The organism is Sporosarcina sp. OR05 (assembly GCF_041414805.1).
Taxonomy (GTDB): domain Bacteria; phylum Bacillota; class Bacilli; order Bacillales_A; family Planococcaceae; genus Sporosarcina; species Sporosarcina saromensis.
This window is the reverse complement of record NZ_JANKJL010000001.1, coordinates 759,637-783,570: the sequence shown is the minus strand read 5'-3', so window position 1 is coordinate 783,570 and position 23,934 is coordinate 759,637. Positions and strand designations below refer to the sequence as shown.

The window sequence follows — 23,934 nt, the reverse complement described above, 5'->3', positions numbered from 1 at the left end:
TCTTATTTCTCCCCCTTGTCGCATAGTTCATATAAGACACCAAAAGATGCTTTAGGATGCATAAACGCCACAGCTGCTCCACCAGCTCCTTGTTTTGGCTGATCTTGCAGTAGCTGAACACCTTTCGCTTTTAACTCTTCCATCCTCTCCTGGATAGAACTGACGCCAAACGCGATGTGGTGCATGCCTTCCCCACGCTTTTCAATGAATTTTGCAACTGCCCCTTCTTCTCCTATCGGCTCCAATAGCTCAAGTTTAATGTTTCCCGCATCAAGAAATGCGACCGTAACATTTTGACTTGAAACTTCTTCTATCCCTAGTAATGGCAACTGTAAAACTTCCGTATAGTAGGGTAATGCAAGTTGCAAATCCTTTACCGCAATGCCGATATGATCTACCTTTTTCATTCATACGCCCCCTTTTTTCTATTGTAACGTTTTCTAAACCAATGTGCTACATCTTGAGAATTTCAGTAAATCTGTTAAAATGGAACTATCTATAAGCGTAAGGAGATTTGCCAAATGAGCAATAAAAAAGTCCAAAAGGTTGTCGTCTACTTAATGGTTGCTGCCATGGTCGCTTCAAGTGTTATGATCGGATTAAGTATGATTCTTTAATAAAAGGACTGTCCTGAAGTGTGCGAATGCAAACTTTACAGGACAGTCTTTTTCTATAGAGAGGATGTGCCCGATCTTCATCAATTTGGTGTTATCACTGAATCTTGAGCGGTTATCACCGATTCGGGAGGGTTTATCACCGGTTTGACCGACTTTATCACCGATTCTCTGCATGTTATCACCGATTCACACGACTTTATCACCGTCTCACCAAGTTAAAGCGGGTTATGAGACAACACTCGCACGCCCCCTCTTTCATCCACTATAAAAAGCAGATGAAGAAAAACAATCCGTTTTTCTCCATCTGCTTTTATAAAAAATTACTCAACTTAAATCTCTTCACAATGTTCTTCAAAGTGGCCTTGCAAGTTTACGACGACCGACATTGGATCGTGGCCTTCGATTTCATAACGACCTACTTCAGCTACTAACTTTCCATCTTTCATCAATGCAAATGATGGAGAAGACGGCAGGTGATCTTCACCGAAAAGCATACGTGCATAAGCTGTTGCTTCTTTATCTTGTCCAGCAAATACTGTCACGAGGTGATCCGGGCGTTTATCATAATGGATGGCGTGTGCTGCAGCTGGGCGAGCAATGCCTCCTGCACAACCACATACAGAGTTAATCATAACAAGCGTCGTACCCGGGCGTTTAAATGCTGCTTCCACTTCTTCCGGTGTCGTCAATTGTTCGTAGCCGCTTGCTTCCATTTCAGACCGCGCTTGTTTCGTTATATCTTCCATGTAGAAATTAAAATCCATTGTCATTTCATTGTCCCCTTTCTATATGCTTTCATCATAGCAGGAGAATCGGGTACTTGCAAAAAAGTATGTCTGCCAATAAGCGTTCAAAACCCTTTGTCCGAAACTAACAGATCTACCGCGCTTGCCACTGTCAATTCTCCTACAAGCAATTCTTTTTCGAGTGTAGTGACAAGTTCTTTCTTGCCTGCCTGTGCAAAAAAATTGTCGATGAGTCGGTCCCTGATCATCGCATGGAACCAATCCTTCGTCTGCTTTTGTCTACGGAGCTGCCATTCCCCGCTTTCTTCCATCGTGGATTGAAATGAAAGGACCGTTTCCCAAAAGACATCAAGACCTGTATTATGCAACGATGATACCGGAATTGCGGTCGTTGTCCAACCGGGTGATGCCGGTTGAAGAAAATGCAAGATTTGCCGGTATTCTCGTACCGTCTTTTTGGCAAGTCTTTCATTATCCCCATCAGCTTTATGGACAACGATTGCGTCTGCCAACTCCATAATGCCTTTTTTCATCCCTTGCAATTCATCGCCTGCACCCGTCAAGACTAGCAATGCAAAGAAATCGACCATTCCGCGGACGACCGTTTCACTTTGTCCAACACCGACCGTTTCAATCAGAATGATGTCATACCCCGTAGCTTCGCACAGTAACATCGTTTCTCGCGTCTTTTTATGCACACCACCTAATGTTCCTGAAGAGGGTGAAGGGCGGATGAAAGCGTTCGGATGACGAGCAAGTGCTTCCATCCTTGTCTTGTCGCCTAAAATGCTTCCACCATTCACTGTAGAACTCGGATCGATGGCAAGCACCGCCACTTTGTAGCCCTTCTCAGCAAGCATGAGTCCAAACGTTTCAATGAACGTACTTTTACCGGCACCCGGCACCCCGGTTATACCAATGCGAATACTCGAACCGGTTTTAGGCAGCAGCTTTTTCAGTAACGCTTGCCCTGCCTTCTTGTCCTCTTCATGGATACTTTCTAAGAGTGTAATCGCTTTTGATAAATGCAATCTCGATCCTTCACAAATCTTGGCATACACTTCATCCACATCAATGACACGCTGTTTTTTCGCAAACCGCTTTCGACGAGAAGGGACCATTCCGTCGTGCTGGGATTCAATGCCATTCTTCACATGTAACGCACTCTCTCGATTTGTATCGTCTATCCGACTCACTCGATCACTTCCTCGTACCCGAGCGCACGATAAATGTCTTCAATTACCTTTTGAGCGGCGACTGGGATAACAGTTCCCGGTCCGAAAATTGCGGTCGCCCCGTTTTCTCTTAAAAAGTCGTAGTCTTGAGCAGGAATCACCCCACCTACGACGATTAGAATATCTTGACGACCGATTTTGGCCAATTCATCCCTCAAAGACGGCACAAGTGTCTTATGCCCTGCAGCAAGTGAACTTACACCGATAACGTGTACATCGTTTTCAGCCGCCTGCAAAGCTGTCTCTTCAGGGGTTTGGAACAACGGCCCGATATCTACGTCAAAGCCTAAGTCCGCGAACGATGAAGCGATGACTTTTGCGCCACGATCATGTCCGTCCTGCCCCATTTTGGCAATTAAAATCCGCGGACGGCGACCTTCATTTTCCATAAATTCTTCCGTCATCTGTTTTACTTCTTCAATTTCCTCTGCATTTGAAAAATTGGAACTGTATACGCCACTGACCGAGCGGATGACCGCTTTGTGCCTTCCACATACTTTTTCAATTGCATCCGAAATTTCTCCGATTGTCGCACGCACACGGGCTGCATCTACTGACAATGCCAATAAATTACCCGTTCCATTCCTAGCAGCATCCGTCAAAGCAGCAAGTGCTTTCTTTACCGCTTCTTCATCACGTGAAGCCTTCATCGCATGAATCCGTTCAATCTGTTTCTGTCGGACAAGCGTATTATCGATGTCTAATATATCAATCGCTTCTTCTTTGTCGAGTCGGTATTTATTCACACCAATAATCGTTTCTGTCCGTGAATCAATTTTCGCTTGACGTTTTGCCGCTGCTTCTTCGATCTTCATTTTCGGTAAGCCCGTCTCGATCGCCTTTGCCATTCCGCCAAGTTCTTCGATTTCCTCAATTAATCCCCATGCTTTTTCCATCAACTCAGCAGTCAGTTTTTCAACGTAGTACGATCCTCCCCACGGATCGATCGTCTTCGTCATGTAGGTTTCTTCCTGCAAGAAGAGTTGTGTATTTCTCGCAATCCTTGCAGAAAAGTCGGTTGGCAAAGCAATCGCTTCATCGAGCGCATTCGTATGCAGCGATTGTGTATGCCCCATTGCTGCGGCATTCGCTTCAATTAATGTACGCGTCACATTATTGAATGGATCTTGTTCTGTCAAACTCCACCCAGACGTTTGCGAATGCGTTCGTAATGCCAATGATTTTGGATTTTTTGGAGAGAAGCTCGCCATCATTTGCGCCCAAATTTTACGGGCTGCTCGCATTTTTGCAATTTCCATGAAATAATTCATGCCAATCGCCCAGAAAAATGAAAGACGCGGAGCAAAAGCATCAATATCAATTCCAGCTTGCAAGCCAGTCCGTACATATTCGAGTCCGTCTGCCAATGTGTACGCCAGTTCGATATCTGCCGTTGCACCTGCTTCCTGCATGTGATAACCGGAAATGGAGATGGAGTTGAATTTCGGCATATTCGCAGACGTGTATTGAAAAATATCTGCAATGATCCTCATTGACATGTCAGGCGGGAAAATATACGTGTTCCGTACCATATACTCTTTTAAAATATCATTTTGAATCGTCCCAGCTAATTTGTCTGGAGAAACCCCTTGTTCTTCGGCTGCAATAATATAAAAAGCCATAATCGGCAATACGGCACCGTTCATCGTCATCGATACAGACATTTGGTCAAGAGGGATGCCGTCGAATAGGATTTTCATATCTTCTACGGAGTCGATTGCAACGCCGGCTTTTCCGACATCGCCTGTCACTCGTGGATGATCCGAGTCGTATCCTCGATGTGTCGCTAAGTCAAACGCAACCGATAGACCTTTTTGTCCCATCGCTAAGTTTCTTCGATAAAATGCGTTACTCTCTTCTGCAGTTGAGAAACCGGCATATTGCCTTACTGTCCATGGACGGGATACATACATCGTTGGGTAAGGTCCACGTGTATTAGGTGCAATACCAGGTAAATCTTGTAAGTGTGTGAGTCCTTCTGTATCTTTCGCTGAATAAGCGGATTGAATTTCAATCTCTTCATTGCTAACAAAAGGTTGTCCTTGAATGCCTTGTTTCTGTTCAACGAGGAGAGATGCAATGTCGACTTTACTAAAATTCGGTTTCTTCATTTGTCATCCACTCCTTTCCAAGCCGCATAGATGCTTTGCAATTTAGCAATTTTGTCTTGACCGTTCAGTATGAATCCATTTAAGCCTTTTTCTTTCCACCGTTGGGCACTTGGCTCATCTACTTTCCCTGCAACGTCGACAAGGCAATTTGCCGGAATTCGTTTGAGCAGTTCGTCCATGATAGCGTGTAATTGATCATCTTGCGCACAAACGACGATGTACTCCGGTTGTTCGTGTTGCATCCATTCAATTGCTTCCTCTACACGTTGAAAAGCTGGACTCCACGTTGTTTTCACACCACATGCAGACAAGTAACTCGTCACAAAATCTGCGCGTGGTTTAAATTCTTTCAGTAAACCGAATGTTAGAATCACTGTCTTTGGCTGTTGGACACTAAATTGCTTTCGCATAGTTTCAAAAGGAATCGCCAACCGTTGAAAAGCTTCAATTCCTTCCCAGTCATGAAAGTTTGTATCCGTCAACTCGGCATAAGCATTCGTGCCAATTAATGCTTTTTTCCCTTTTGCTACTTCTCCTTGGCGTTCTTGGCAAATACCTGCCAGTCGCCTGTCAATAAATTGATTCATATCTTCTTCCTCTTCCAGTTGCAAGAAAAGCGCCCATGCTTTTTCAACTAGCTCGTTCGTCAACTGTTCGATAAAGTAAGACCCCCCTGCAGGATCAATAACTTTATCAACATGCGTCTCCTCTTTTAACACTAATTGGATGTTTCGAGCGTATCGAATAGAGCTGGCATCTGGTTCTGTGAGAACCGTATGCGGGTGTGTTGTAATGATATCCGCTCCACCTAAAATAGCAGCAAATGTTTCATTGCCAGCTCTTAGGAGATTTACATAAGGATCCAACTTCGAATACGATCGGACAGATGTAACCGCCATGACAGGAATCTCCGGCACTTCAGTCTGTTCAAATGCTGTTGAAAACGCTTTCCATAATAGGCGGAAAGCACGAAGCTTGGCGATTTCCATAAAGAAGTGCGTGTCCACGGCAAAACGGACGAAAAACTGATTCGAAAATGCCTCAAATGAAGTTGATTGTGTCATAAGTTGAGATGCTTCCGCCAATGTAAATGCGAGTTCTGTCACAGCGTCAGCACCTTGATGGTGAATATTCCATGTGTCTACACCTATCGTCCGTAAGTTGTCATAACCGACAGGAGCTGTCCAGTCGTGGCAATCCACTATGCCATTGACGGAAGATCGTACTTCATGGGAGACACGGTCAAACGCTGCTAGTGCGGGATCAGATTTATCGATATTCAAGAAAATTACAGGGTAATCAGAAAAATAGGAAGACAATTCATCTAAATCCGTAGCTGTCCAATCAATTTTCAACATACCATCGTAGACGATTGCTTCATTCCCTCTCTCAAGTGAATGGCGTAATTGTTGAATGAACGTAGCACCGTCTTTTGCAATTGTTTGCTGCGCAATTGTCCATCCTGACTCACCTTTCATCTGTTGAATATGCGAAGCATTATTCGTTGGCGTTTCTCCAATATAAAGCGGTTGAAGTTCAATTCCTTCGAAAGTCTTTGTCAACAACGTCTCATAAGGTTTACCTTTGAGTGATTGTTCAATGAGATCTTTCCATTGTTGGAAATCTACTTTGTCAAATGAAGTATTTTTCATTTGTTCGATCGACATAGCTGTTGCTCCTTTCTTCCTTTGGAGTCGTGAGATAATGAGAAACGGTGTGTCGCGTCTCACTTTTTAGCACATACCCTACCCTTTGCAATAAGTGAATGCTCTGGCGGATGAATGCTAGATAACTACCTATGTACTTCTATTACTAGTGTAACTGACAATTTCACACTTTTAAAGTCAAATTGTTAGGCAAGTCAAATAGCTGAGGATAATTCTAAGGAGTTATAATTAATAGGTTACAAGACTATACGAGTTCCTTATATTATTATATAAAATCGGATTTCCGTTCCAGGCGGACGCTTTCCGCGGGCACGGCTTCAGCCAAGCGAACAGCGAAGGGTGAGCTTTGCCGTATTTCTGCGATTTGTGCAGAAATTAAGGCAGCCTCGGTGAACCGCTGCTCCTAACGCTACGCTTTTACTCGCAAAAGCTGTTCTGCGTGACAGCTTTCGCCGCCTTCCTCTCCAATCCTAATGAGCATTTCTTATAGTGAAAAGTATCTTAAGATTGTTTCCAAATTCTAATATGCGGTAGTGCAAGCGCTGACTATGAGCAAAAGCGTAGCATTTAAAGAGCAAATGCGTTAACTTTTGCAAAGTACACTAAAATTTAGATAAATCAGACTCTTCATTGTTCGATTGGCTCATCCATACCCCTTGGAAAGCATGCATCGAAACGTAATCCCATGGGTCCAAATTTTTTTGTGAATAAGTGTTTAATCAGTATACCTAGTTACTTCAATCTTTTTAAAAAAGAGCTGTCACGGAAAATCAGTGTTCACTGACTTTCTGGACAGCTCTTCTTGTAGTCATTAATAAATAGACGTATTCGCAGGCGTGATGTTTTCGAGGATCTCTTTTACGCGAGCTAAGAAACGGCCAGCTACGAGACCATCCAATACACGGTGATCCAGTGACAAACAAAGGTTTACCATATCACGTGCAGCAATCATGCCACCATCCATAATAACAGGACGTTTCACGATCGATTCCACTTGTAGAATTGCTGCTTGTGGATAATTGATGATCCCCATTGATTGTACGGAGCCAAATGATCCCGTATTGTTTACGGTAAATGTGCCACCTTGCATTTCTTCGGATTTCAACTTGCCGGAACGGACTTTTGAAGCGAGGTCATTAATATCGCGTCCAATTCCTTTAATTGTCTTTTCATCCGCATGCTTAATAACAGGTACATAGAGTGCATCTTCCGTAGCAACTGCAATGGAGATATTGATGTCTTTCTTTTGAATGATTTTGTCGCCAGCCCACATGGAATTCATCATCGGGAACTCTTTTAACGCTTGTGAAACTGCTTTGACAAAGAACGCAAAGTACGTCAAGTTGAAGCCTTCACGTTGTTTGAATTCAGTTTTCAAGGAATCCCGGTATTGAACGAGATTTGTCACATCGACTTCAATCATTGTCCAAGCATGTGGCGCTTCGTGTTTAGAGCGTAGCATATTGGACGCGATTGCACGACGGACTCCAGTCACTGGAATTTCAATATCGCCGGCTGCAGTAGGTATAGTCGGCTGCTCAACAGGCTTACTTGTCGGTTGTGGAGAAGCTTGTGTCTGTTGCTGTTCAGCAGGAGCTGCAGACGTCACTTCCGCAGGAGCAGTTGGAATTTCACCTGATGCAATGATTGCTTGCAAGTCTTTACGTGTAATACGGCCTTCTTTCCCTGACCCTTGCACGAGCGATAAATCAATTCCATGTTCTTGAGCTAAGCGCATGACCGCTGGTGAATAGCGCGCCGCCCCAGCTCCTTTCGCAACTGGAGTAGCGGGTTTTGTACTACGTGCTGCAGGCATCTCATTAGCAGGTTCTTCTTTTGCAGGAGCTGCCACTTCGTTGTCTGTCGCAACTGACGGCGTTTCTCCTCCACCTGCCGTCTCGATTGTACAGACGACGACACCTACCTCAACAGTTTCACCTTCTTGGACGATAATCTCTTTAATCGTCCCTTCAAAAGATGACGGAATTTCAGCTGTTACTTTATCTGTATTCACTTCCGCCAACGGATCGTATTTATTAACAGTGTCCCCCGGCTTAACGAGCCATTTTTCAATGGTTCCTTCAGTGACACTTTCACCTAATTTAGGCATTTCAATTTTTTCAATTGCCAAAACGACAACCTCCTGTCAATTAAAACTCCGCAAGTTCACGTGCTGCTTTTTCAACTTTGTCCGGATTAACCATGAAGAATTTCTCCATTGTCGGCGCATATGGCATCGCCGGAATATCCGGTCCTGCTAAACGTTTAATCGGTGCATCAAGCTCGAACAAGCAATTTTCTGCGATAATAGCAGACACTTCACTCATAATGCTGCCTTCCAAGTTGTCTTCTGTTACTAATAATACTTTGCCCGTTTTAGAAGCAGCTTCAATGATCGCTTCTTTATCCAACGGGTAAACAGTTCGTAAATCTAGAATGTGCGCTGAGATGCCGTCTTCAGCAAGTCTTTCTGCCGCTTGTAACGCGAAATGGACACAAAGACCATATGTGATAATCGTTAGATCGTCACCTTCACGTTTAACATCTGCTTTTCCGATTGGCAACACATACTCTTCTTCAGGCACTTCCCCTTTAATTAACCGATACGCACGTTTATGTTCAAAGAAAAGAACAGGATCGTCGTCACGGATTGCTGCTTTTAACAACCCTTTCGCATCATACGGTGTAGATGGGATGACAATTTTCAGACCCGGTGTACTCGCAAACATCGATTCAACGGATTGGGAGTGATAAAGCGCACCGTGAATCCCACCGCCAAACGGCGCACGGATTACAATCGGACATGACCAGTCATTGTTCGAACGATAACGGATTTTCGCAGCTTCCGAAACGATTTGGTTCACAGCAGGCATGATGAAATCAGCGAATTGCATTTCAGCGATTGGACGCATGCCATACATCGCAGCTCCAATACCGACTCCAGCAATCGCAGACTCTGCTAACGGAGTATCGAGTGCACGGTATTCGCCGAACTGATCGTATAAGCCAGTAGTCGCCTTAAAGACGCCACCTTTGCGACCGACGTCTTCTCCAAGAACGAAGACATTTTCATCACGTTCCATTTCTTCTTTCATCGCAAGTGTAATTGCATCGATGTACGATAAAACAGCCATTATTCGTTCCCCCCATCCTCTTTATACACATGACGGAGTGCATATTCCGGCTCTGCGTAAGGAGCTTTCTCTGCATATTCAGTCGCTTCGTTGACGATGGACATAATACGTTTTTCTAATTCAGTTTCATATGCCTCATCCATGAGTCCTGCTTCTTTTAAGTACGCTGCAAATTTAGGGATTGGGTCCAGTTTCTTTTCGGTTTCCAATTCCTCTGCATCGCGGTATAAACGATGATCATCATCCGAAGAGTGTGCTGTCAATCGGTAGCAAACTGCTTCGACGAGACTCGGCCCTTCACCGCTACGCGCACGATCAGCTGCCTCTTTTACAACTCGATATACTTCAAGTGGGTCTGTTCCATCTACTGTGACGCCCGGCATACCATAGCCGACTGCGCGATCAGAAACGTTTTCACATGCCAACTGTTTCTCTAGTGGTACGGAAATTGCATATTTATTGTTCTCTACCATGACGACTGTCGGTAACTTGTGAACACCTGCAAAGTTCATTCCTTCATGGAAATCCCCTTGGTTGGAAGACCCTTCACCTAATGTGACGAATGTGATGAAATCTTCTTTCTTCATCTTCGCCGCCAGTGCCACACCAACTGCATGCGGTAATTGTGTCGTTACAGGAGAAGAACCCGTCAAAATCCGATTTTTCCGTTGACCGAAATGCCCTGGCATTTGTCGACCACCTGAGTTTGGATCTTCTGCTTTCGCAAAAGCCGATAACATTAAATCTCTCGGTGTCATTCCAAAATGTAAAACAACGCCCATATCACGGTAATACGGTGCAATCCAATCTTTTTCTTTATTTAACGCATAAGCAGCTCCGGCTTGAGCCGCTTCTTGACCTTGACAGGAAATAACGAACGGAATTTTCCCAGCACGGTTTAACAACCACATACGCTCATCCAATCGACGCGCCATAACCATTGTTTCATAAATTTCTAATACGTCCTCTTTCGTCAATCCTAGTTCTTCGTGACGCAGATTTGCCATTATAGAATCCCCCTTCTACTCTTAAATTCAATTGTTCATATGCTTTCGGATTACATGTGAATGGCTTTACCGTCAACCGCTAAGGACGCTTCACCAATGACTTCAGATAAGGATGGATGCGGGTGAATAGTAGACGCCACTTCCCAAGGCGTTGCGTCTAGCACCATTGCAAGACCAGCTTCGGAAATTAAATCCGTTACGTGTGCACCAATCATATGAACACCTAACAAGTCATCCGATTGTTTATCGGCAATCACTTTTACAAACCCATCAGCATTCCCATTTACAAGCGCTTTACCGATTGCAGCAAACGGGAATTTTGCTACTTTCACGTCATATCCTTGCTCTTTCGCTTGTTTTTCTGTCAAACCAACGCTTGAAGCTTCTGGACTTGAATAGATACAACGCGCGATAGTTGTATAATTTATCGGTTCAACGTTATTACCTGCAATATGTTCCACAGCAGTAATTCCTTCGTGGGAGGCGACGTGTGCTAATTGCAGACCACCGATACAGTCACCAATTGCATAAATGTGACTCTCTTTCGTCTGGAAAGTCGTTTTCGTCTGGATATAGCCATTTTCGATTTGAATCTCCGTATTTTCAATGCCAATTCCTTCTGTGTTTGCCTGTCTTCCAACAGAAACTAACATTTTTTCTGCTGTAAATTGTGTTGTTTCACCAGATACATCTGCAGCAATGGAAATGGAATCCTTGGACTTTTCCAATGAATCCGGCAACACTTTTGCACTTGTTACGAATGTAATTCCTTTTTTACTCAATAGCTTCTTCATTTCCTTAGAAATGTCTTCATCCTCTGTTGGGAGAATGCGGTCTGCGTATTCAACGACTGTTACTTCTACACCGAAATCATTTAACATGGATGCCCATTCAATTCCAATGACGCCGCCACCAACAATGAGCATTGACGTAGGCAACTCGGTCATTCGTAACGCTCCATCAGATGAAAGGATTTGTTGTTCATCCAACTCAAGACCGGGTAGTGTACGTGGTCTTGAACCTGTCGCGATAATCAAGTTTTTCAAAATAAGCATTTCATTTTCTTCGCCATTATTCATTTCCACTGAAATGGTTCCTGGCATTGGTGAAAAGATTGACGGTCCTAGCATTCTTCCATGTCCTTCATAGACATCAATTTTACCTTTTTTCATAAGGGCTGTAACGCCTTTATGTAACTGGCTGACAATCTCGTCTTTCCTAGCTTGCACTCTTGAGAAGTTCAACGTCGTCCCCGTTGTATCTACGCCAAAATGCGTTGCTTCGTTTTTTGTCATTTGATAGACTTCAGCGCTTTTCAGTAATGCTTTACTAGGAATGCATCCTCTATGCAAGCAAGTGCCTCCAAGTAGATCTTTTTCAACTAGTGCTGTTTTTAAGCCTAATTGGGCTGCACGGATGGCGGCAACATAACCACCAGTCCCTCCGCCTAATATCACTACATCGTATTCTTGTGCCATTCTTTACACGGCCTCCTTCAACTATCCTTTTACCCAGGATACGTTTTTGCGTTTTCTTCACCTTGCAATACTCGTAAAGCACCTTCAGCTAATGCTTTTAGTTCATCTTCTCCAGGGTACACCGTAACATCCGCAATCCACTGAACTTTGGATGCAATCATTTCGACATATTGTTTTCCGTATGCAAGACCACCCGTCAAGATGATTCCATCGACTTTTCCGCCCAGTACGACTGCAGCACTACCGATTTCCTTCGCAACTTGGTACGCCATCGCTTCGTAAATAAGCGCAGCGTCTTCGTCACCTTTCTCGATACGCTTTTCAACTGTGACGGCATCATTCGTCCCTAAATAGCCGACAAGACCACCTTGACCAACTAATTTTGCCATAATTTCATGGCGATAATACTTACCGGAATAACACAGTTCTACTAATTCTCCTGCTGGAACCGTTCCAGCACGCTCAGGACTGAAAGGACCATCCCCATGCAAACCATTGTTCACATCAATCACTTTCCCACCGGAATGGGCACCTACTGTGATTCCACCACCCATATGTGTAACGATGAGATTTAACTGATCATAGTTTTTACCAACTTGTTTCGCATATCTTCTCGCAACTGCTTTTTGATTCAATGCATGAAATATCGATTTCCTTTGGATGAGGGAGAAGCCGGACACCCTTGCGACTGCCTGCAATTCATCGACGACGACAGGATCGACGATAAAAGCTTGAACACCTAGAGATGAAGCGATTTCACTTGCCAGGATGCCGCCTAAATTAGAGGCATGTTGCCCAGCGTACCCTTTCTTCAAGTCAGTGAGCATCGCCTCATTCACTTCATACGTTCCTCCTGAGATTGGACGGAGCAGTCCACCTCGCCCACAAACAGCTTGCAAATCCGTTAATACAACCCCACCCTCTTGTAAGCTTCGGAGAATTGCATCTTTACGGAAACTATATTGGTCAATAATTGAAGCATATTGTGCAAGTTCCTCGTTAGTGTGTCTGATGGTCTGTTCAAGTACTAATTGTTCGTTGTTGTAGACACCTATTTTCGTTGATGTTGAGCCTGGATTGATGACAAGGATTGTATAACTGTTTTCTTGCACAATAATTCCCCCAATGATGTTAGCGTTGCTATTATTTCTTTTGAGTCAAAACACTTTTTTCATTTTGTAAAAACTGGCTACGTGACTTCGCTACCCGAGCAATTCGTTCCTCAGCTAAACGATCCGCTGCAACATAAGATGGGATATTGTCTCGTTTTGAAATCGCGAAGATTTTTTCAATCGTATCGTAAATTCCAGCAACACGTTTTAGCGCACGTTCACTATTGTAACCCGCTAGCTCATCTGCGACATTAATAACACCACCAGAGTTAATAACATAATCAGGCGCATAGACGATGCCCATTTCGTGAATCAAATCTCCATGTTCCGGGTTTTTCAATTGGTTATTTGCTGAACCTGCAATGACTTTCGCTTTTAATTGTGGAATCGTTTCGTCATTAATAATTGCACCTAATGCACATGGTGCAAAAATGTCTGCATCTTGCGAATAAATTTCGTCTGTTTCAACTGCAGTTGCGCCAAACGCATCTACTGCACGTTGCACAGCTTCCTTGTTAATATCCGTTACGATCAATTTTGCGCCTGCTTCATGCAAATACTCACAGAGTGTATAAGCTACATTTCCTACACCTTGAACAGCAACGACTTTACCTTCAAGAGAATCTGTTCCGAATGCTTCTTTTGCAGCTGCTTGCATGCCTTTAAATACTCCGAATGCAGTTACAGGGGATGGGTTGCCTGAAGAACCGAATTCAGCTGATACGCCTGTTACATAATCTGTTTCCAAATGGATTAAATCCATGTCCGCTTCTGTTGTCCCAACATCTTCAGCAGTAATATAGCGTCCGTTCAACCCTTCAATGAAGCGGCCGAATGCACGGAACATTTCATCGTTCTTATCGGTTCTCGGATCTCCAATAATAACCGTCTTTCCACCACCAAGATTTAGACCAGCTGCAGCATTTTTATACGTCATACCTTTCGCAAGACGAAGTGCATCTTCAATCGCTTCTTCTTCACTTGCATATGTCCACATGCGGGTACCACCTAAAGCAGGTCCTAATGTCGTATCGTGAATGGCAATAATCGCCTTTAATCCCGATGTTTTATCTTGACAGATGACTAATTGTTCGTAATCGTGTTTCTCCATATAGTTGAAAATTTCCATGAGTAATATCCTCCTTCGGTTTGCCCGATGTTATTGTTTTGATGTTTGGATTGCAAGTGCTAACGAATACAATTTACTTTCCGCACTGTCCGATCTGGACGTGAGGACAATTGGCGCTTTAGCACCTTGTATGATACCGCCTACTTTTGCGTTGGCGAAATACATCAATGATTTATACAAAATATTCCCTGCTTCGATTGAAGGCACAAGCAAGATGTCCGCCTTACCTGCCGTATCGCTTGTTATGCCTTTATGTTTTGCAGAGTCGATGGACACTGCATTATCGAGAGCTAACGGTCCATCCACGATGCAATCCGTTATTTGGCCACGATTGTTCATCACGACGAGTGCAGCGGCATCCATCGTCGGCGTCATTTTTGGATTGACTGTTTCAATTGCAGCTAAAGGTGCTACAATTGGCAAGGTTACGCCACAAGCACGTGCTGCAACGACAGCATTTTGAATGATTTGTGCTTTCTCTTCTAACGTAGGAGCAATGTTCATGCCTGCATCTGTCACGAACAATAACCGCTCATACCCTGTCACTTCAAAAGCAGCTACATGTGACAATACTTTACCGGTCCGCAGCCCGTAGTCACCATTCAATACAGCTTTCAACAGTGTAGCAGTCGGTACGTTCCCTTTCATTAACACATGTGCTTGCCCGCTCGATACAGCTCGCACTGCTTTTTCCGCAGCGTCTTTCTTCGAGTTGCTATGAACGATCTGAATGGCTGGATGACGGACAAGTTCAGGAAATTCCTTGTTGATCATCGTATGTAAATGGTCTTCGTCATCTATTAAGATAAACGAAGCAATCCCTCTCATCATCGCCATCTCAACAGCAGCAAGTACTTCCTTATCTGCTGCACATGCTACGGATACAATGCGTGTACCGGATGTAGCTGTTTCATCGACTAACGCTTCAAGTGTTTTCATCAGTTGCCTCCTTGTCATTAGATGAGTTTGTATTTCTCTAGTTTGTAGTATAAGGAACGCAACGAGATTCCTAAACGATTTGCTGTCAGTGATTTATTGCCATCATGTTCTTCCAATGCCTTCTCCAAAACGGATCGTTCGTATTCATCCATTATGGATGCGAGCGTGCTCTTCTCAGGTAATACAGGCTCTCCCGTTTTCTCACCATTAGTGGAAAGTGATCTTTTAATGTCTGTGTCATGGATTTTTGTTGTGCCGGGTTTCATATAAATCATCGCTCGACTAAGAACATTTTCCAATTCACGTACATTTCCTGGCCAATCGTATTGTTGTAAACTGTCCAAGGCTTCTTCCGTTAATGTCTCCACATTCATGCCAAACTCTTGGTTCAACTTGACTAGCAAGTGTTTTGCAATAGCGGGAATATCAGACTTTCTCGTACGAAGAGGTGGTATTTGGATGGATAGACGATTTAAAAAATAATAGAGCTCCATGTTAAAGGTTCCATCATTTATGGCCTTTTCCAAATTCTTTGAAGTTGCGACAATGATTCGTGCTTTCTTCGTTCCCGTCATTTCCTCGGGTGATAAAGGAATACTCGTTTCTTGTAAGTAGTCAAGCAGTTTTGTTTGGGTACTGATCGGCAAATCAGTCACTTCATCTAGAAAAAGCGTCCCGTCAGCTGCTTCCTCCAACAATCCAATTCGTCGGTTTTTCAAACTTTCATGCTGCGCTTCCCCGAACAGTTCTCTTTCCATAATGGAAGGATCGATTGCACTGCAATTCAGTCGAATGAATTTGTGTGCTTTCCGCTCACTGCCACTATGAATTGCATTTGCAAACAATTCTTTGCCAGTACCCGGTTCCCCCCTCAACATGACAGGAATAACCGTTTTTGCTGCTATTTCAGCTTGGTCGATCGCTATTGAAATATTCATCGACGTGCCTCGGATATCCGAAAATGAATACGTCGCCTCCAACTTACGGATGATTTGACGAGCCCAGTCCAATTCTTTCATCAAGCTCCGCATTTCTGTAATATCGTGGATGACACCGATACTTCCCTTCATTTGCTTGTCAACGATAATCGGTGCGACATTGACGATAACATCTCGGTTGTCTTCTCCAATGCGCATATTGACACCACGAACCGGTTGCTGCGTTTGGAGTACCTTCATATGGATACTTTCGCCTTCATTAATATCCACAGTCGCCGGTTTACCGATCACTTCGTCTTCTGTAAGTCCTGTAATTCGTGTATACGCAGGGTTGACCATAATGCCATTGCCTTTTTCGTCTACGACAGAAATGGCATCGTCACTTGAATGGATAATCGCTTCAAGCATCGTTTTAATGGATTTCAAATCGGTAATTTCTTCGGCCAACTGAACAACTTCCGACACATCTTTAAACACCGCAAAAGCTCCGAATGCTTCTCCCTCGGCAGTTAACAATGGGTACCGAGAACTGACAATTTCCAGCCCATTCGGCAGCACGAGTTCAATGTTTAGCTCAGGCTTACCTGTTTTGAAAACTTTCGGCAAATTACTTTCAGGGATAATCGTGTGAATAGGCTTTCCTAATGCATAACTATCAGAAACTTCTAACATCATGCAAGCGCTTTCATTAATAAAATCAATTGTCCCGTGACGATCGATCCCGATCATCCCTTCATCGATTGAATTAAAAATAAGGCGTTGGCGATCCATTTGCGTTTGCATACTTCTAATGAACCGATCATTTTCGTTTAACAAACCAACCAAAAGATTTGCAACTGACCCCGGGATAAGTAAAGTGCTTGGTTGAACACTTGCTAATAACGCATTGAAAACCGCATCATCCCCTGTAACATCAAAAACGATGTCAATGTCATCTACCATGAATTCTTTCCAATCCGTGCCGTATGCAATTCCTTTTTCTTTTGCAATAAGCAGACCAGGTGCTTGCTCGTCTTTGTCAATAATTGCTTTTACTTTCATGAAATCTAAATTCAAGAGGAGATTCAGAATGATTGTACCACCAGAACCCGCTCCTACGATGAGAACATTTTGCAAGGATATTCAATCTCCTTTTTGCAGCATGCAATCTTTTGCAAATCTATTTCTATCATACACGACTGCGCCTGTCTTGACAATATTTCATGAGCAGGTAAAATTAAAAACAATAAGGAGATTGATAATATGGCACGTATGGCAGCGTTTATTGTTCTTTTAATCCCTATATTGATCACGGCTGGTGGCATTAAATTAATGCGTGATTCCATATTTGGCATTCAATTTAGTCTGTTCCCTTTCATTTGGCTTCAGTTTACGGTAGGTTTTCTGATGTTTGGTGCAGGGCTATGGTTTTTTGCAGGATTTCTATTACGCAGAGATCGTAGAAAAGGCCGGGTACAAGAACGATTGAAATAAAACTTTTCTTCATAGGTAAAGGGCTATCGGATATTCCGATAGCCCTTTACCTATGGCCTCAAGAAAATCGTTGCGGGAAATCTGTAATCCATCCAACAACTGCTGCAGAGGGAGAGTGTACAAATGGCTCGTTCCCCGTTACACCATAAACCCGTAAGCGCTTTCCACTCGCTTCCAGCTTACTCAAATAAGGTTCCTTGTACAATCTTTTATGAAAATGAAAGCCATCTGCAAACGTATACCTGTGTAATGAATCCCAATCTGTCGTTTTCTTTCGAAGGAGTAACGCGGTCTCCATTTGAGGATGCAGTGTCTTAATTTGTTGAATGAGTGTTACGTCAAACGAAGAAATATGTACGTTATCCAACAAACTCGACATGTCAATGATCTCCTCTAAAATCGAACAATTCTCTGCAACAGAGGCTTTCAGCTCAATATTGAGTGCCAATTGATTGATAGCACAAAAAGAGATTGCTTCCCGTAATGTTGGAATTGGATGCCCGAATAGAGAGCGGATAAATCGCTTTCCGACTCGAATGTTTTGCAATTCACTCGCGTACATGTCGGAAACTTTACGTCGAATACCCGCAACACGTACCAAATCCTCATCGTGTACAACAACCGGGATACCGTCTGCTGTCACTTGCACATCGAGTTCGATTCCATCTGCACGTTGTTGCACTGCTGCACTAAACGCAGATAACGTGTTTTCAAATCGGCTACCTGAGGCTCCTCTATGTGCAAACACAAGCCGTCTAGACATGTAACACCTGGTCAATCACTTCAAATGTTCCCATAGTCGTTGACGTAATTGTTCTTGACAGTTGACCGATTTGAATGACGACACCCGCGTGAGCCTCTTTAGCTATATGAATTCGTGGTGGTTCTGCGACCTTTATTTTACGAAGTCCCATTTGAATGTCTTGGTCTAGTTCAAACATTTTACTTCTACTTGCATCAAGCGTTGCTCTTAACTTTGCATAGACAGTTGCCTGCTCACCAAGTAACTGGTTTCTGCCAAGCTGTTCGATTTTGGCCAATTGTTCTTCGAGAGTTGAAACAGTTGTCTGTATATCTTTCAATTCTTGCGCAATCTGTTGGATGTCTTCGTAAATTCGATCTTTGTCAATCCCTTTTGCAATTAAGTGCGTCAAGCGTTCATGTACATTTCCGGCATATGCGGATTCGATACTAAAAAGTGCTTCGATTCGGCCACCAATGATTTTCCCACGATTTTTATCCACAAAAACGTGATCAGCGACTACTTCCGAACCGAGTATATATAAACCTACGTACAGATTTTTTGCATAGATTTTGCAATTGTTTGCGTGCTTAATGAACAAGTCACCACTTGCTTCGATTAAGGACATGTCGCCACCGAACGCGCCGCCTTTAATATAAATATCACCTTCTGACGAACAAATTTCTTTTGCATTCGTTACGCCTTCGTTTCCTTCAATCGAAATATCACCTGATGCTTTAACTGAGTAGCCCGCTAAAACTGTTCCAGATATTGTGACAGCACCTTCAAAGGTGATCGAACCGGTTTCTGGACCTACATCCCCATTGATGATCAGCTCGCGACTGACACTCACAACATCGTCATCTGTGAATTCTAGTGCGCCCCCGAACATTGCACGAAGAACAGTTTTACCATCCTCGTCTACTTCAATGGCAGCTTTCCGATCATATTGTAATTTTGCGTCCGTTCCTCTTAACGCTGCAATTTCCACACCGAAAATATCTCTTCCTGGTATTCCTTCTTGTGGAGGAATTTTTTCACCTAACCAATCCCCTTCTTGCACATGCGTCACAAAGTTCATTTCATAATAATCCGCTATCCCATCTTCACGAATGACCGGCTTTCTTTCAGGTCGCGCAATATAGGTAATTTTCGCATCTTGCCCTTTAACAGGGTCTTGCCCGACAGCTGCAACAATAGGTGTGCAAGGGTAAATAGCAGATTCGGCTAAATTCGTTCTTCCAAAAACGATTCCATATTCATCAAGTGCTTTCTCGGCTTGGCTAATTAAACGCGCCTTCTCATTTTCCAACTGACTAGACGTCACATTAAAGAGTACGTCCGCACGCATTTTGTTTTGGCTTACTTGAATATCTATAATCGGTAAATAGTAACCGATTTTATGTTTTTCCCCTACTTCCATAAGCGCTTTGCGCAATTCTGGGAACGAACTGATTTTTATTCGTGGATGCTGATTTGTTATCAATTCAAAAGACTTTAACGGGAATCCGATTTTTTGTAAGTCAATGAACACTTCTTCTCCCTCGATATATAAAGTGAAAAAATCATTTTCAACTAACATAGTTGGACACCTCTTTAATTCAAGCTATTCTAACCATTATAGTACGTTGGGGCATGTTTTAATAGTTGATAAATGAAAATTTTCGTCATTACACTGCAAAACAAAAAACGCCCCCTTCTACTTTCGTAAAAGAATGCGTGGATTGTACTAAAATCGATTTGTATGAATGCAAGAATAATTGTTTAAGAAAATTAGCTTACTAGATGTTCCAATCGTATTTTGTCAGCAATCATTGCAATGAATTCACTGTTGGTAGGTTTGCTTTTCAGGTGATGGACAGTATAACCAAATGTTTTAGAAATCACGTCATAATTTCCTCTGTTCCAAGCCACTTCAATTGCATGACGAATTGCTCGTTCTACACGAGATGGCGTAGTTTTATATTTATCGGCAATATCGGGATAGAGCACTTTTGTAACTGAACCGAGTAATTCAACATCCATGTAAACCATTTGAATGGCTTCCCGCAAAAACGCGTACCCTTTAATATGAGCTGGAACACCAATCTCCTTAATGATGGAAGTGATTGTTGTATCTAAAGCACGTTGTGTTAATGCAGGGTCTTGTTCACTCGGTTGTTGAAGAGTTGGTTTCACTTGCTTTTGCGCGCCGACGACTTGGAATATTTGAGAAACTAGCCGATCGAACTCAAATGGCTTCAACATGAAGTAAGAAGCACCGAGTCCTCCAGCTTGTGCCATTACGTCTTCTTGACCGAATGCAGTTAGCATAATGATATGCATATCAGCAAAATCAGGATTTCCTTTAATGGTGTCTAGAACTGCGATTCCATCAAGGTGAGGCATAATAATATCGAGAAGCAGGACATCCGGCTTTTTGTCCTCGAGCATCGTTAAACAGACCTTCCCATTATGTGCATTCCAAATCACTTCAAGCTCTTCATGTTGATCAAAATAGACATTCATCGTTTTTACAAGTTCCTTATTGTCATCCGCTATTGCAACTTTCAATTTGCCCATCCCATTTTCCCCCTACTCATTTTTCATCCATGGCAAAACGTCTTGTTCCATTATTTGCATGAATTTAGTTTGCTGTAAAGGAAAAGTTCGACAAACAAACAGATTATCCTCTTAATTCTTTAAAAATAGACCTTCCGTACGATGGTTTCGCTAATTTTCGACGGAAATTTATAAAAAAGGCCAATCCATGCAGGATTGACCTTTTTTGTAGCCATTGTTCATGTAACACTTACTTATTTTTTTCCCCACTTCTCATCGTTACTAAAAACAACCCTGCACCTTTCGTCGGTTCATCCACAAACATGTGTGTCACTGCACCGACAAATTTTCCTTCTTGGATAACTGGACTTCCACTCATCCCTTGTAAAATGCCACCCGTTGTTTTCAGCAATTCGGGGTCCGTTAATACAAAATGAAATTGTTCGTCTTCAATTTGTGTAATCCGGATGGAGAACGTTTCGACTTCGGTCCCTTTTACAGTTGTAAAAATCTCTGCGTCCCCTGTTTGTAATTCGGATGGTTGCATAATATCGAGTGGTTTCGCTAACACTTTCTTATAAGCATCATTCCAGATGCCGAAAATCCCATAAATCCCATTCGTTTGAATGGTGCCTAAATAGTCTTCATCAGCAATGATGGTGGAAATTTTATAACCCGGGGTTCCTGGAGTACTTTTCTTAATTTGTTCAATTTCAGAGAGGTAAATTGCGCCGTGTCTAAAGGTAGGTGGAGATTTCAAAGAACTGTCCACGATTTGATGGCCAAGCGCACCGTACGTCCCTTTTTTCGGATCGACGTAAGTTAACGTACCTGTCCCTTCTGTCCGGTCTTTCAAGAAGGGTAAGAGGCGTTTTACGGCTTCTTGGTCTGCTGAAATTTCAAGTGTCGAATCGTGTCGCTTCACTTTCAACACATTTTGCTTTGATGTAGCTGTTGCCATAACGGATTCAAAATCCTTCAGATTACTTATGACAGCATCATCAATTTGTTCGACAGCATCTCCGGCCCGTAACCAATTATCGCCATTCAATAGCACATCGTTCGTGACAAACACACCCGACAATTCCATTTGAATCCCTATGGAATGCCCCATCGGTATCACTTGTTCACTTGCCAATGCTGATGTTTCATGATGGAACGGGAGAAAAAACAAAATCGCAGCGAACGAAACGGACAACTTGACTCGTTTACTCCATCCCATGGTTCACCTCCTCGGCTGAAAGATACTATTGGTATGTCCTTTCAAACCGAACTTATGAAAGGTTAAATAAAGAAAAAACGCATACAAAAGTATGCGCCACCGATTCCAGTTAATCCGTTAACGAAATTGCTCTTTTCTATCTTCTGCCATTGTCAATAACTCTTCGGCATGTTGAAGTGTAAGCGCAGTAATTTCTGCACCAGAAAGCATTCTTGACAGCTCTTTCGTCCTGTCAAGATCCACAATTTCGGTTACAGCTGTCGTTGTACGGTTACCTTTTACATCTTTGGAAATGAAGAAATGATGATCTGCCATCGCCGCAACTTGTGGTAAATGGGAAATGCACAATACTTGCGAATGTGTAGCAATCATTGCGATTTTGTCCGCAATTGCTTGTGCGACTCGACCACTCACACCTGTATCCACTTCATCAAAAATGATGGAAGTAATACCTTGATGTTTTGAAAAGATTGTTTTTAACGCTAACATAATCCTTGAAAGTTCGCCACCTGAAGCTATTCGCACTAACGGTTTTAGCGGTTCCCCGACATTTGTAGAGATGAGAAATGCAATATCATCAAAACCACTCGCATCAAAATTGCCCGCACTTTTTTGTTCAATGGAAACATGAAAAGTCGATTTGGCCATATGCAATTCGGTCAGCTGTGTCATAATTGCTTCCTCTAATCGCACTGCCGCTTCTCGTCGAATCATCGATAGCTCATTCGCTTCAACTTCCAAATCCTTCTTTAACTGTTCTAATTTTTCTTCCTCTGCATGTATCCGTTCGTCACGATTCAACAACTGATCAAGCTCATCCGCAATTTTTTCACGATAAATCACAATGTCTTCGATTGTCTTGCCGTATTTTCTTTTTAATGCATTAAGCATTGCTAATCTATTTTCCACTTCATCCAAGCGTAAAGGGTCGAATTCCATTTCATCAATTAGACTCTTAATCTCGTGTGCAGTATCTTGCAATGCATAGAAACTAGTAGAAACCGTTTCTGCGTGAGCAGCAAGTTGTTTATCAATCGAAGCGGCATCTTCCAAATCACTCATTGCAGAGCCAACCCAATCCAGCGCATGATTGTCTCCACTTATTGACTCGTATGCTGTATGTAACCTTTCGAACAACCGATTAAAATGTTGCAGTTTCAACTTCTCTTCTTCCAACTCTTCTTCTTCATCAATTCTTAACGAAGCAGCATCAATTTCTTGCAACTGGAAAGAATACAAGTCAATACGCTGGGCAATTTGTTGTTCGTTTTGAGAAGTTGCTGCCAGCTTCTTTTTTAATCTACTGTACCGATTGAAAACATCCATGTAGTTCGCATGTGCTTCGGCAAGTGGTTGTCCGGCGAATTGATCAAGTAAATGGATATGTCGTTTTTCCTGCATTAGTTCTTGATTATCATGTTGCCCATGAATGTCAATTAATTGTGAACCAATTTCACGTAATGTCGCGATTGTGACAAGTTTACCATTTACTCTGCAAGTCGTTTTTCCGTTTGAATTTATATCCCGTCGTAAAATAATGCTCCCGTCTTCTGCGTCAATCCCAAACTCCCTCATCTTTTCAAAAACAGGGTGATCTTCCGCTTCCACGGTGAACATTCCTTCCAACTCCGCTTTTTTTGCACCATGCCGTATGAATTCTTGAGAGCCTCTGCCACCTGCGAGAAGTTGCACAGCGTCAATGATAATTGACTTACCTGCACCTGTTTCACCTGTCAAAACCGTAAGCCCTTCATCAAAAGGGACTTCAAGATGTTCGATGATGGCAAAGTTATGGATGGCAATTTCATTTAGCATTTAGGATGCATCTCCTTTGTCGAAAGTA

General features: G+C 42.9%; 20 protein-coding genes. 2 read left to right on the top strand and 18 right to left on the bottom strand.

Annotation, left to right across the window (positions count from 1 at the left end; translation table 11 throughout):
* Window positions 1–2: 2 nt before the first annotated feature.
* Complete coding sequence (mce, locus tag NRI27_RS03735; RefSeq protein WP_371389578.1) at window positions 3–407, bottom strand: methylmalonyl-CoA epimerase; 405 nt, start codon at window positions 405–407, stop codon at window positions 3–5.
* 114 nt (window positions 408–521) lie between these two features.
* Between mce and prli42 the strand changes: the two genes are divergently transcribed.
* Window positions 522–617 carry a stressosome-associated protein Prli42 gene (gene prli42 / locus NRI27_RS03730; protein WP_371389577.1) on the top strand — a complete coding sequence of 32 codons (96 nt, stop codon included), beginning with the start codon at window positions 522–524 and terminating at the stop codon, window positions 615–617.
* Window positions 618–946: 329 nt separating this feature from the next.
* Here prli42 and NRI27_RS03725 read toward each other — a convergent pair whose 3' ends face one another.
* From NRI27_RS03725 to NRI27_RS03670, 12 genes are all read right to left on the bottom strand, one after another.
* A complete protein-coding gene (locus NRI27_RS03725; RefSeq protein ID WP_371389576.1) occupies window positions 947–1,387 on the bottom strand; it encodes a BrxA/BrxB family bacilliredoxin in 441 nt (146 codons plus the stop codon).
* Window positions 1,388–1,467: 80 nt separating this feature from the next.
* Window positions 1,468–2,484, bottom strand: coding sequence for a methylmalonyl Co-A mutase-associated GTPase MeaB (gene meaB / locus NRI27_RS03720; RefSeq protein ID WP_371389675.1), 1,017 nt, complete (start codon window positions 2,482–2,484; stop codon window positions 1,468–1,470).
* Window positions 2,485–2,555: 71 nt separating this feature from the next.
* Window positions 2,556–4,709, bottom strand: a complete 2,154-nt coding sequence (scpA, locus tag NRI27_RS03715; RefSeq protein WP_371389575.1) for a methylmalonyl-CoA mutase — start codon at window positions 4,707–4,709, stop codon at window positions 2,556–2,558.
* Window positions 4,706–6,376 (bottom strand): methylmalonyl-CoA mutase family protein, encoded by a 1,671-nt coding sequence (locus tag NRI27_RS03710; protein ID WP_371389574.1) that lies wholly within the window; start codon window positions 6,374–6,376, stop codon window positions 4,706–4,708. The genes scpA and NRI27_RS03710 overlap by 4 nt, the downstream gene beginning before the upstream one ends.
* 811 nt (window positions 6,377–7,187) lie before the next feature.
* Complete coding sequence (locus NRI27_RS03705; protein WP_371389573.1) at window positions 7,188–8,507, bottom strand: dihydrolipoamide acetyltransferase family protein; 1,320 nt, start codon at window positions 8,505–8,507, stop codon at window positions 7,188–7,190.
* Window positions 8,508–8,526: 19 nt separating this feature from the next.
* On the bottom strand, window positions 8,527–9,510 hold the full coding sequence (locus tag NRI27_RS03700) for an alpha-ketoacid dehydrogenase subunit beta (RefSeq protein ID WP_371389572.1): 984 nt from the start codon (window positions 9,508–9,510) through the stop codon (window positions 8,527–8,529).
* Window positions 9,510–10,517, bottom strand: coding sequence for a thiamine pyrophosphate-dependent dehydrogenase E1 component subunit alpha (locus tag NRI27_RS03695; RefSeq protein ID WP_371389571.1), 1,008 nt, complete (start codon window positions 10,515–10,517; stop codon window positions 9,510–9,512). The genes NRI27_RS03700 and NRI27_RS03695 overlap by 1 nt, the downstream gene beginning before the upstream one ends.
* A 50-nt stretch (window positions 10,518–10,567) precedes the next feature.
* Window positions 10,568–11,995, bottom strand: a complete 1,428-nt coding sequence (lpdA, locus tag NRI27_RS03690; protein WP_371389570.1) for a dihydrolipoyl dehydrogenase — start codon at window positions 11,993–11,995, stop codon at window positions 10,568–10,570.
* A gap of 29 nt (window positions 11,996–12,024) precedes the next feature.
* On the bottom strand, window positions 12,025–13,107 hold the full coding sequence (gene buk / locus NRI27_RS03685) for a butyrate kinase (RefSeq protein ID WP_371389569.1): 1,083 nt from the start codon (window positions 13,105–13,107) through the stop codon (window positions 12,025–12,027).
* Window positions 13,108–13,138: 31 nt separating this feature from the next.
* Window positions 13,139–14,236, bottom strand: coding sequence for a Leu/Phe/Val dehydrogenase (locus tag NRI27_RS03680; RefSeq protein ID WP_371389568.1), 1,098 nt, complete (start codon window positions 14,234–14,236; stop codon window positions 13,139–13,141).
* 30 nt (window positions 14,237–14,266) lie between these two features.
* A complete protein-coding gene (gene yqiS / locus NRI27_RS03675; protein WP_317942003.1) occupies window positions 14,267–15,175 on the bottom strand; it encodes a phosphate butyryltransferase in 909 nt (302 codons plus the stop codon).
* 17 nt (window positions 15,176–15,192) lie between these two features.
* Complete coding sequence (locus NRI27_RS03670; RefSeq protein ID WP_371389567.1) at window positions 15,193–17,229, bottom strand: sigma 54-interacting transcriptional regulator; 2,037 nt, start codon at window positions 17,227–17,229, stop codon at window positions 15,193–15,195.
* Between the two features lie 126 nt (window positions 17,230–17,355).
* Between NRI27_RS03670 and NRI27_RS03665 the strand changes: the two genes are divergently transcribed.
* Entirely contained in the window at window positions 17,356–17,586 is a 231-nt protein-coding gene (locus tag NRI27_RS03665; RefSeq protein WP_317942005.1) for a DUF2627 domain-containing protein, read from the top strand.
* Between the two features lie 58 nt (window positions 17,587–17,644).
* Here the strand turns inward: NRI27_RS03665 and NRI27_RS03660 are convergent, their stop codons facing one another.
* The 5 genes from NRI27_RS03660 to recN all read right to left on the bottom strand — a co-directional run bounded on the left by NRI27_RS03660 (window position 17,645) and on the right by recN (window position 23,906).
* On the bottom strand, window positions 17,645–18,349 hold the full coding sequence (locus NRI27_RS03660) for a glycerophosphodiester phosphodiesterase (RefSeq protein ID WP_371389566.1): 705 nt from the start codon (window positions 18,347–18,349) through the stop codon (window positions 17,645–17,647).
* Window positions 18,342–19,910 (bottom strand): FapA family protein, encoded by a 1,569-nt coding sequence (locus NRI27_RS03655; RefSeq protein ID WP_371389565.1) that lies wholly within the window; start codon window positions 19,908–19,910, stop codon window positions 18,342–18,344. The genes NRI27_RS03660 and NRI27_RS03655 overlap by 8 nt, the downstream gene beginning before the upstream one ends.
* A gap of 191 nt (window positions 19,911–20,101) precedes the next feature.
* Window positions 20,102–20,890, bottom strand: a complete 789-nt coding sequence (spo0A, locus tag NRI27_RS03650; RefSeq protein ID WP_317942008.1) for a sporulation transcription factor Spo0A — start codon at window positions 20,888–20,890, stop codon at window positions 20,102–20,104.
* 229 nt (window positions 20,891–21,119) lie between these two features.
* The gene (locus tag NRI27_RS03645; RefSeq protein ID WP_371389564.1) at window positions 21,120–22,091 is read right to left on the bottom strand and encodes a SpoIVB peptidase S55 domain-containing protein; all 972 of its coding nucleotides are present in this window, start codon (window positions 22,089–22,091) and stop codon (window positions 21,120–21,122) included.
* Window positions 22,092–22,208: 117 nt separating this feature from the next.
* Window positions 22,209–23,906, bottom strand: a complete 1,698-nt coding sequence (recN, locus tag NRI27_RS03640; RefSeq protein ID WP_371389563.1) for a DNA repair protein RecN — start codon at window positions 23,904–23,906, stop codon at window positions 22,209–22,211.
* Window positions 23,907–23,934: the final 28 nt, after the last annotated feature.

Excerpts from the sequence above, each read along its gene's own strand:
- mce (WP_371389578.1), bottom strand. The coding sequence starts at position 407 with ATGAAAAAGGTAGATCATATCGGCATTGCGGTAAAGGATTTGCAACTT.
- prli42 (WP_371389577.1), top strand. The coding sequence starts at position 522 with ATGAGCAATAAAAAAGTCCAAAAGGTTGTCGTCTACTTAATGGTTGCT.
- NRI27_RS03725 (WP_371389576.1), bottom strand. The coding sequence starts at position 1,387 with ATGACAATGGATTTTAATTTCTACATGGAAGATATAACGAAACAAGCG.
- meaB (WP_371389675.1), bottom strand. The coding sequence starts at position 2,484 with ATGGTCCCTTCTCGTCGAAAGCGGTTTGCGAAAAAACAGCGTGTCATT.
- scpA (WP_371389575.1), bottom strand. The coding sequence starts at position 4,709 with ATGAAGAAACCGAATTTTAGTAAAGTCGACATTGCATCTCTCCTCGTT.
- NRI27_RS03710 (WP_371389574.1), bottom strand. The coding sequence starts at position 6,376 with ATGTCGATCGAACAAATGAAAAATACTTCATTTGACAAAGTAGATTTC.
- NRI27_RS03700 (WP_371389572.1), bottom strand. The coding sequence starts at position 9,510 with ATGGCTGTTTTATCGTACATCGATGCAATTACACTTGCGATGAAAGAA.
- NRI27_RS03695 (WP_371389571.1), bottom strand. The coding sequence starts at position 10,517 with ATGGCAAATCTGCGTCACGAAGAACTAGGATTGACGAAAGAGGACGTA.
- lpdA (WP_371389570.1), bottom strand. The coding sequence starts at position 11,995 with ATGGCACAAGAATACGATGTAGTGATATTAGGCGGAGGGACTGGTGGT.
- NRI27_RS03680 (WP_371389568.1), bottom strand. The coding sequence starts at position 14,236 with ATGGAAATTTTCAACTATATGGAGAAACACGATTACGAACAATTAGTC.
- yqiS (WP_317942003.1), bottom strand. The coding sequence starts at position 15,175 with ATGAAAACACTTGAAGCGTTAGTCGATGAAACAGCTACATCCGGTACA.
- NRI27_RS03665 (WP_317942005.1), top strand. The coding sequence starts at position 17,356 with ATGGCACGTATGGCAGCGTTTATTGTTCTTTTAATCCCTATATTGATC.
- NRI27_RS03660 (WP_371389566.1), bottom strand. The coding sequence starts at position 18,349 with ATGTCTAGACGGCTTGTGTTTGCACATAGAGGAGCCTCAGGTAGCCGA.
- NRI27_RS03655 (WP_371389565.1), bottom strand. The coding sequence starts at position 19,910 with ATGTTAGTTGAAAATGATTTTTTCACTTTATATATCGAGGGAGAAGAA.
- spo0A (WP_317942008.1), bottom strand. The coding sequence starts at position 20,890 with ATGGGCAAATTGAAAGTTGCAATAGCGGATGACAATAAGGAACTTGTA.
- NRI27_RS03645 (WP_371389564.1), bottom strand. The coding sequence starts at position 22,091 with ATGGGATGGAGTAAACGAGTCAAGTTGTCCGTTTCGTTCGCTGCGATT.
- recN (WP_371389563.1), bottom strand. The coding sequence starts at position 23,906 with ATGCTAAATGAAATTGCCATCCATAACTTTGCCATCATCGAACATCTT.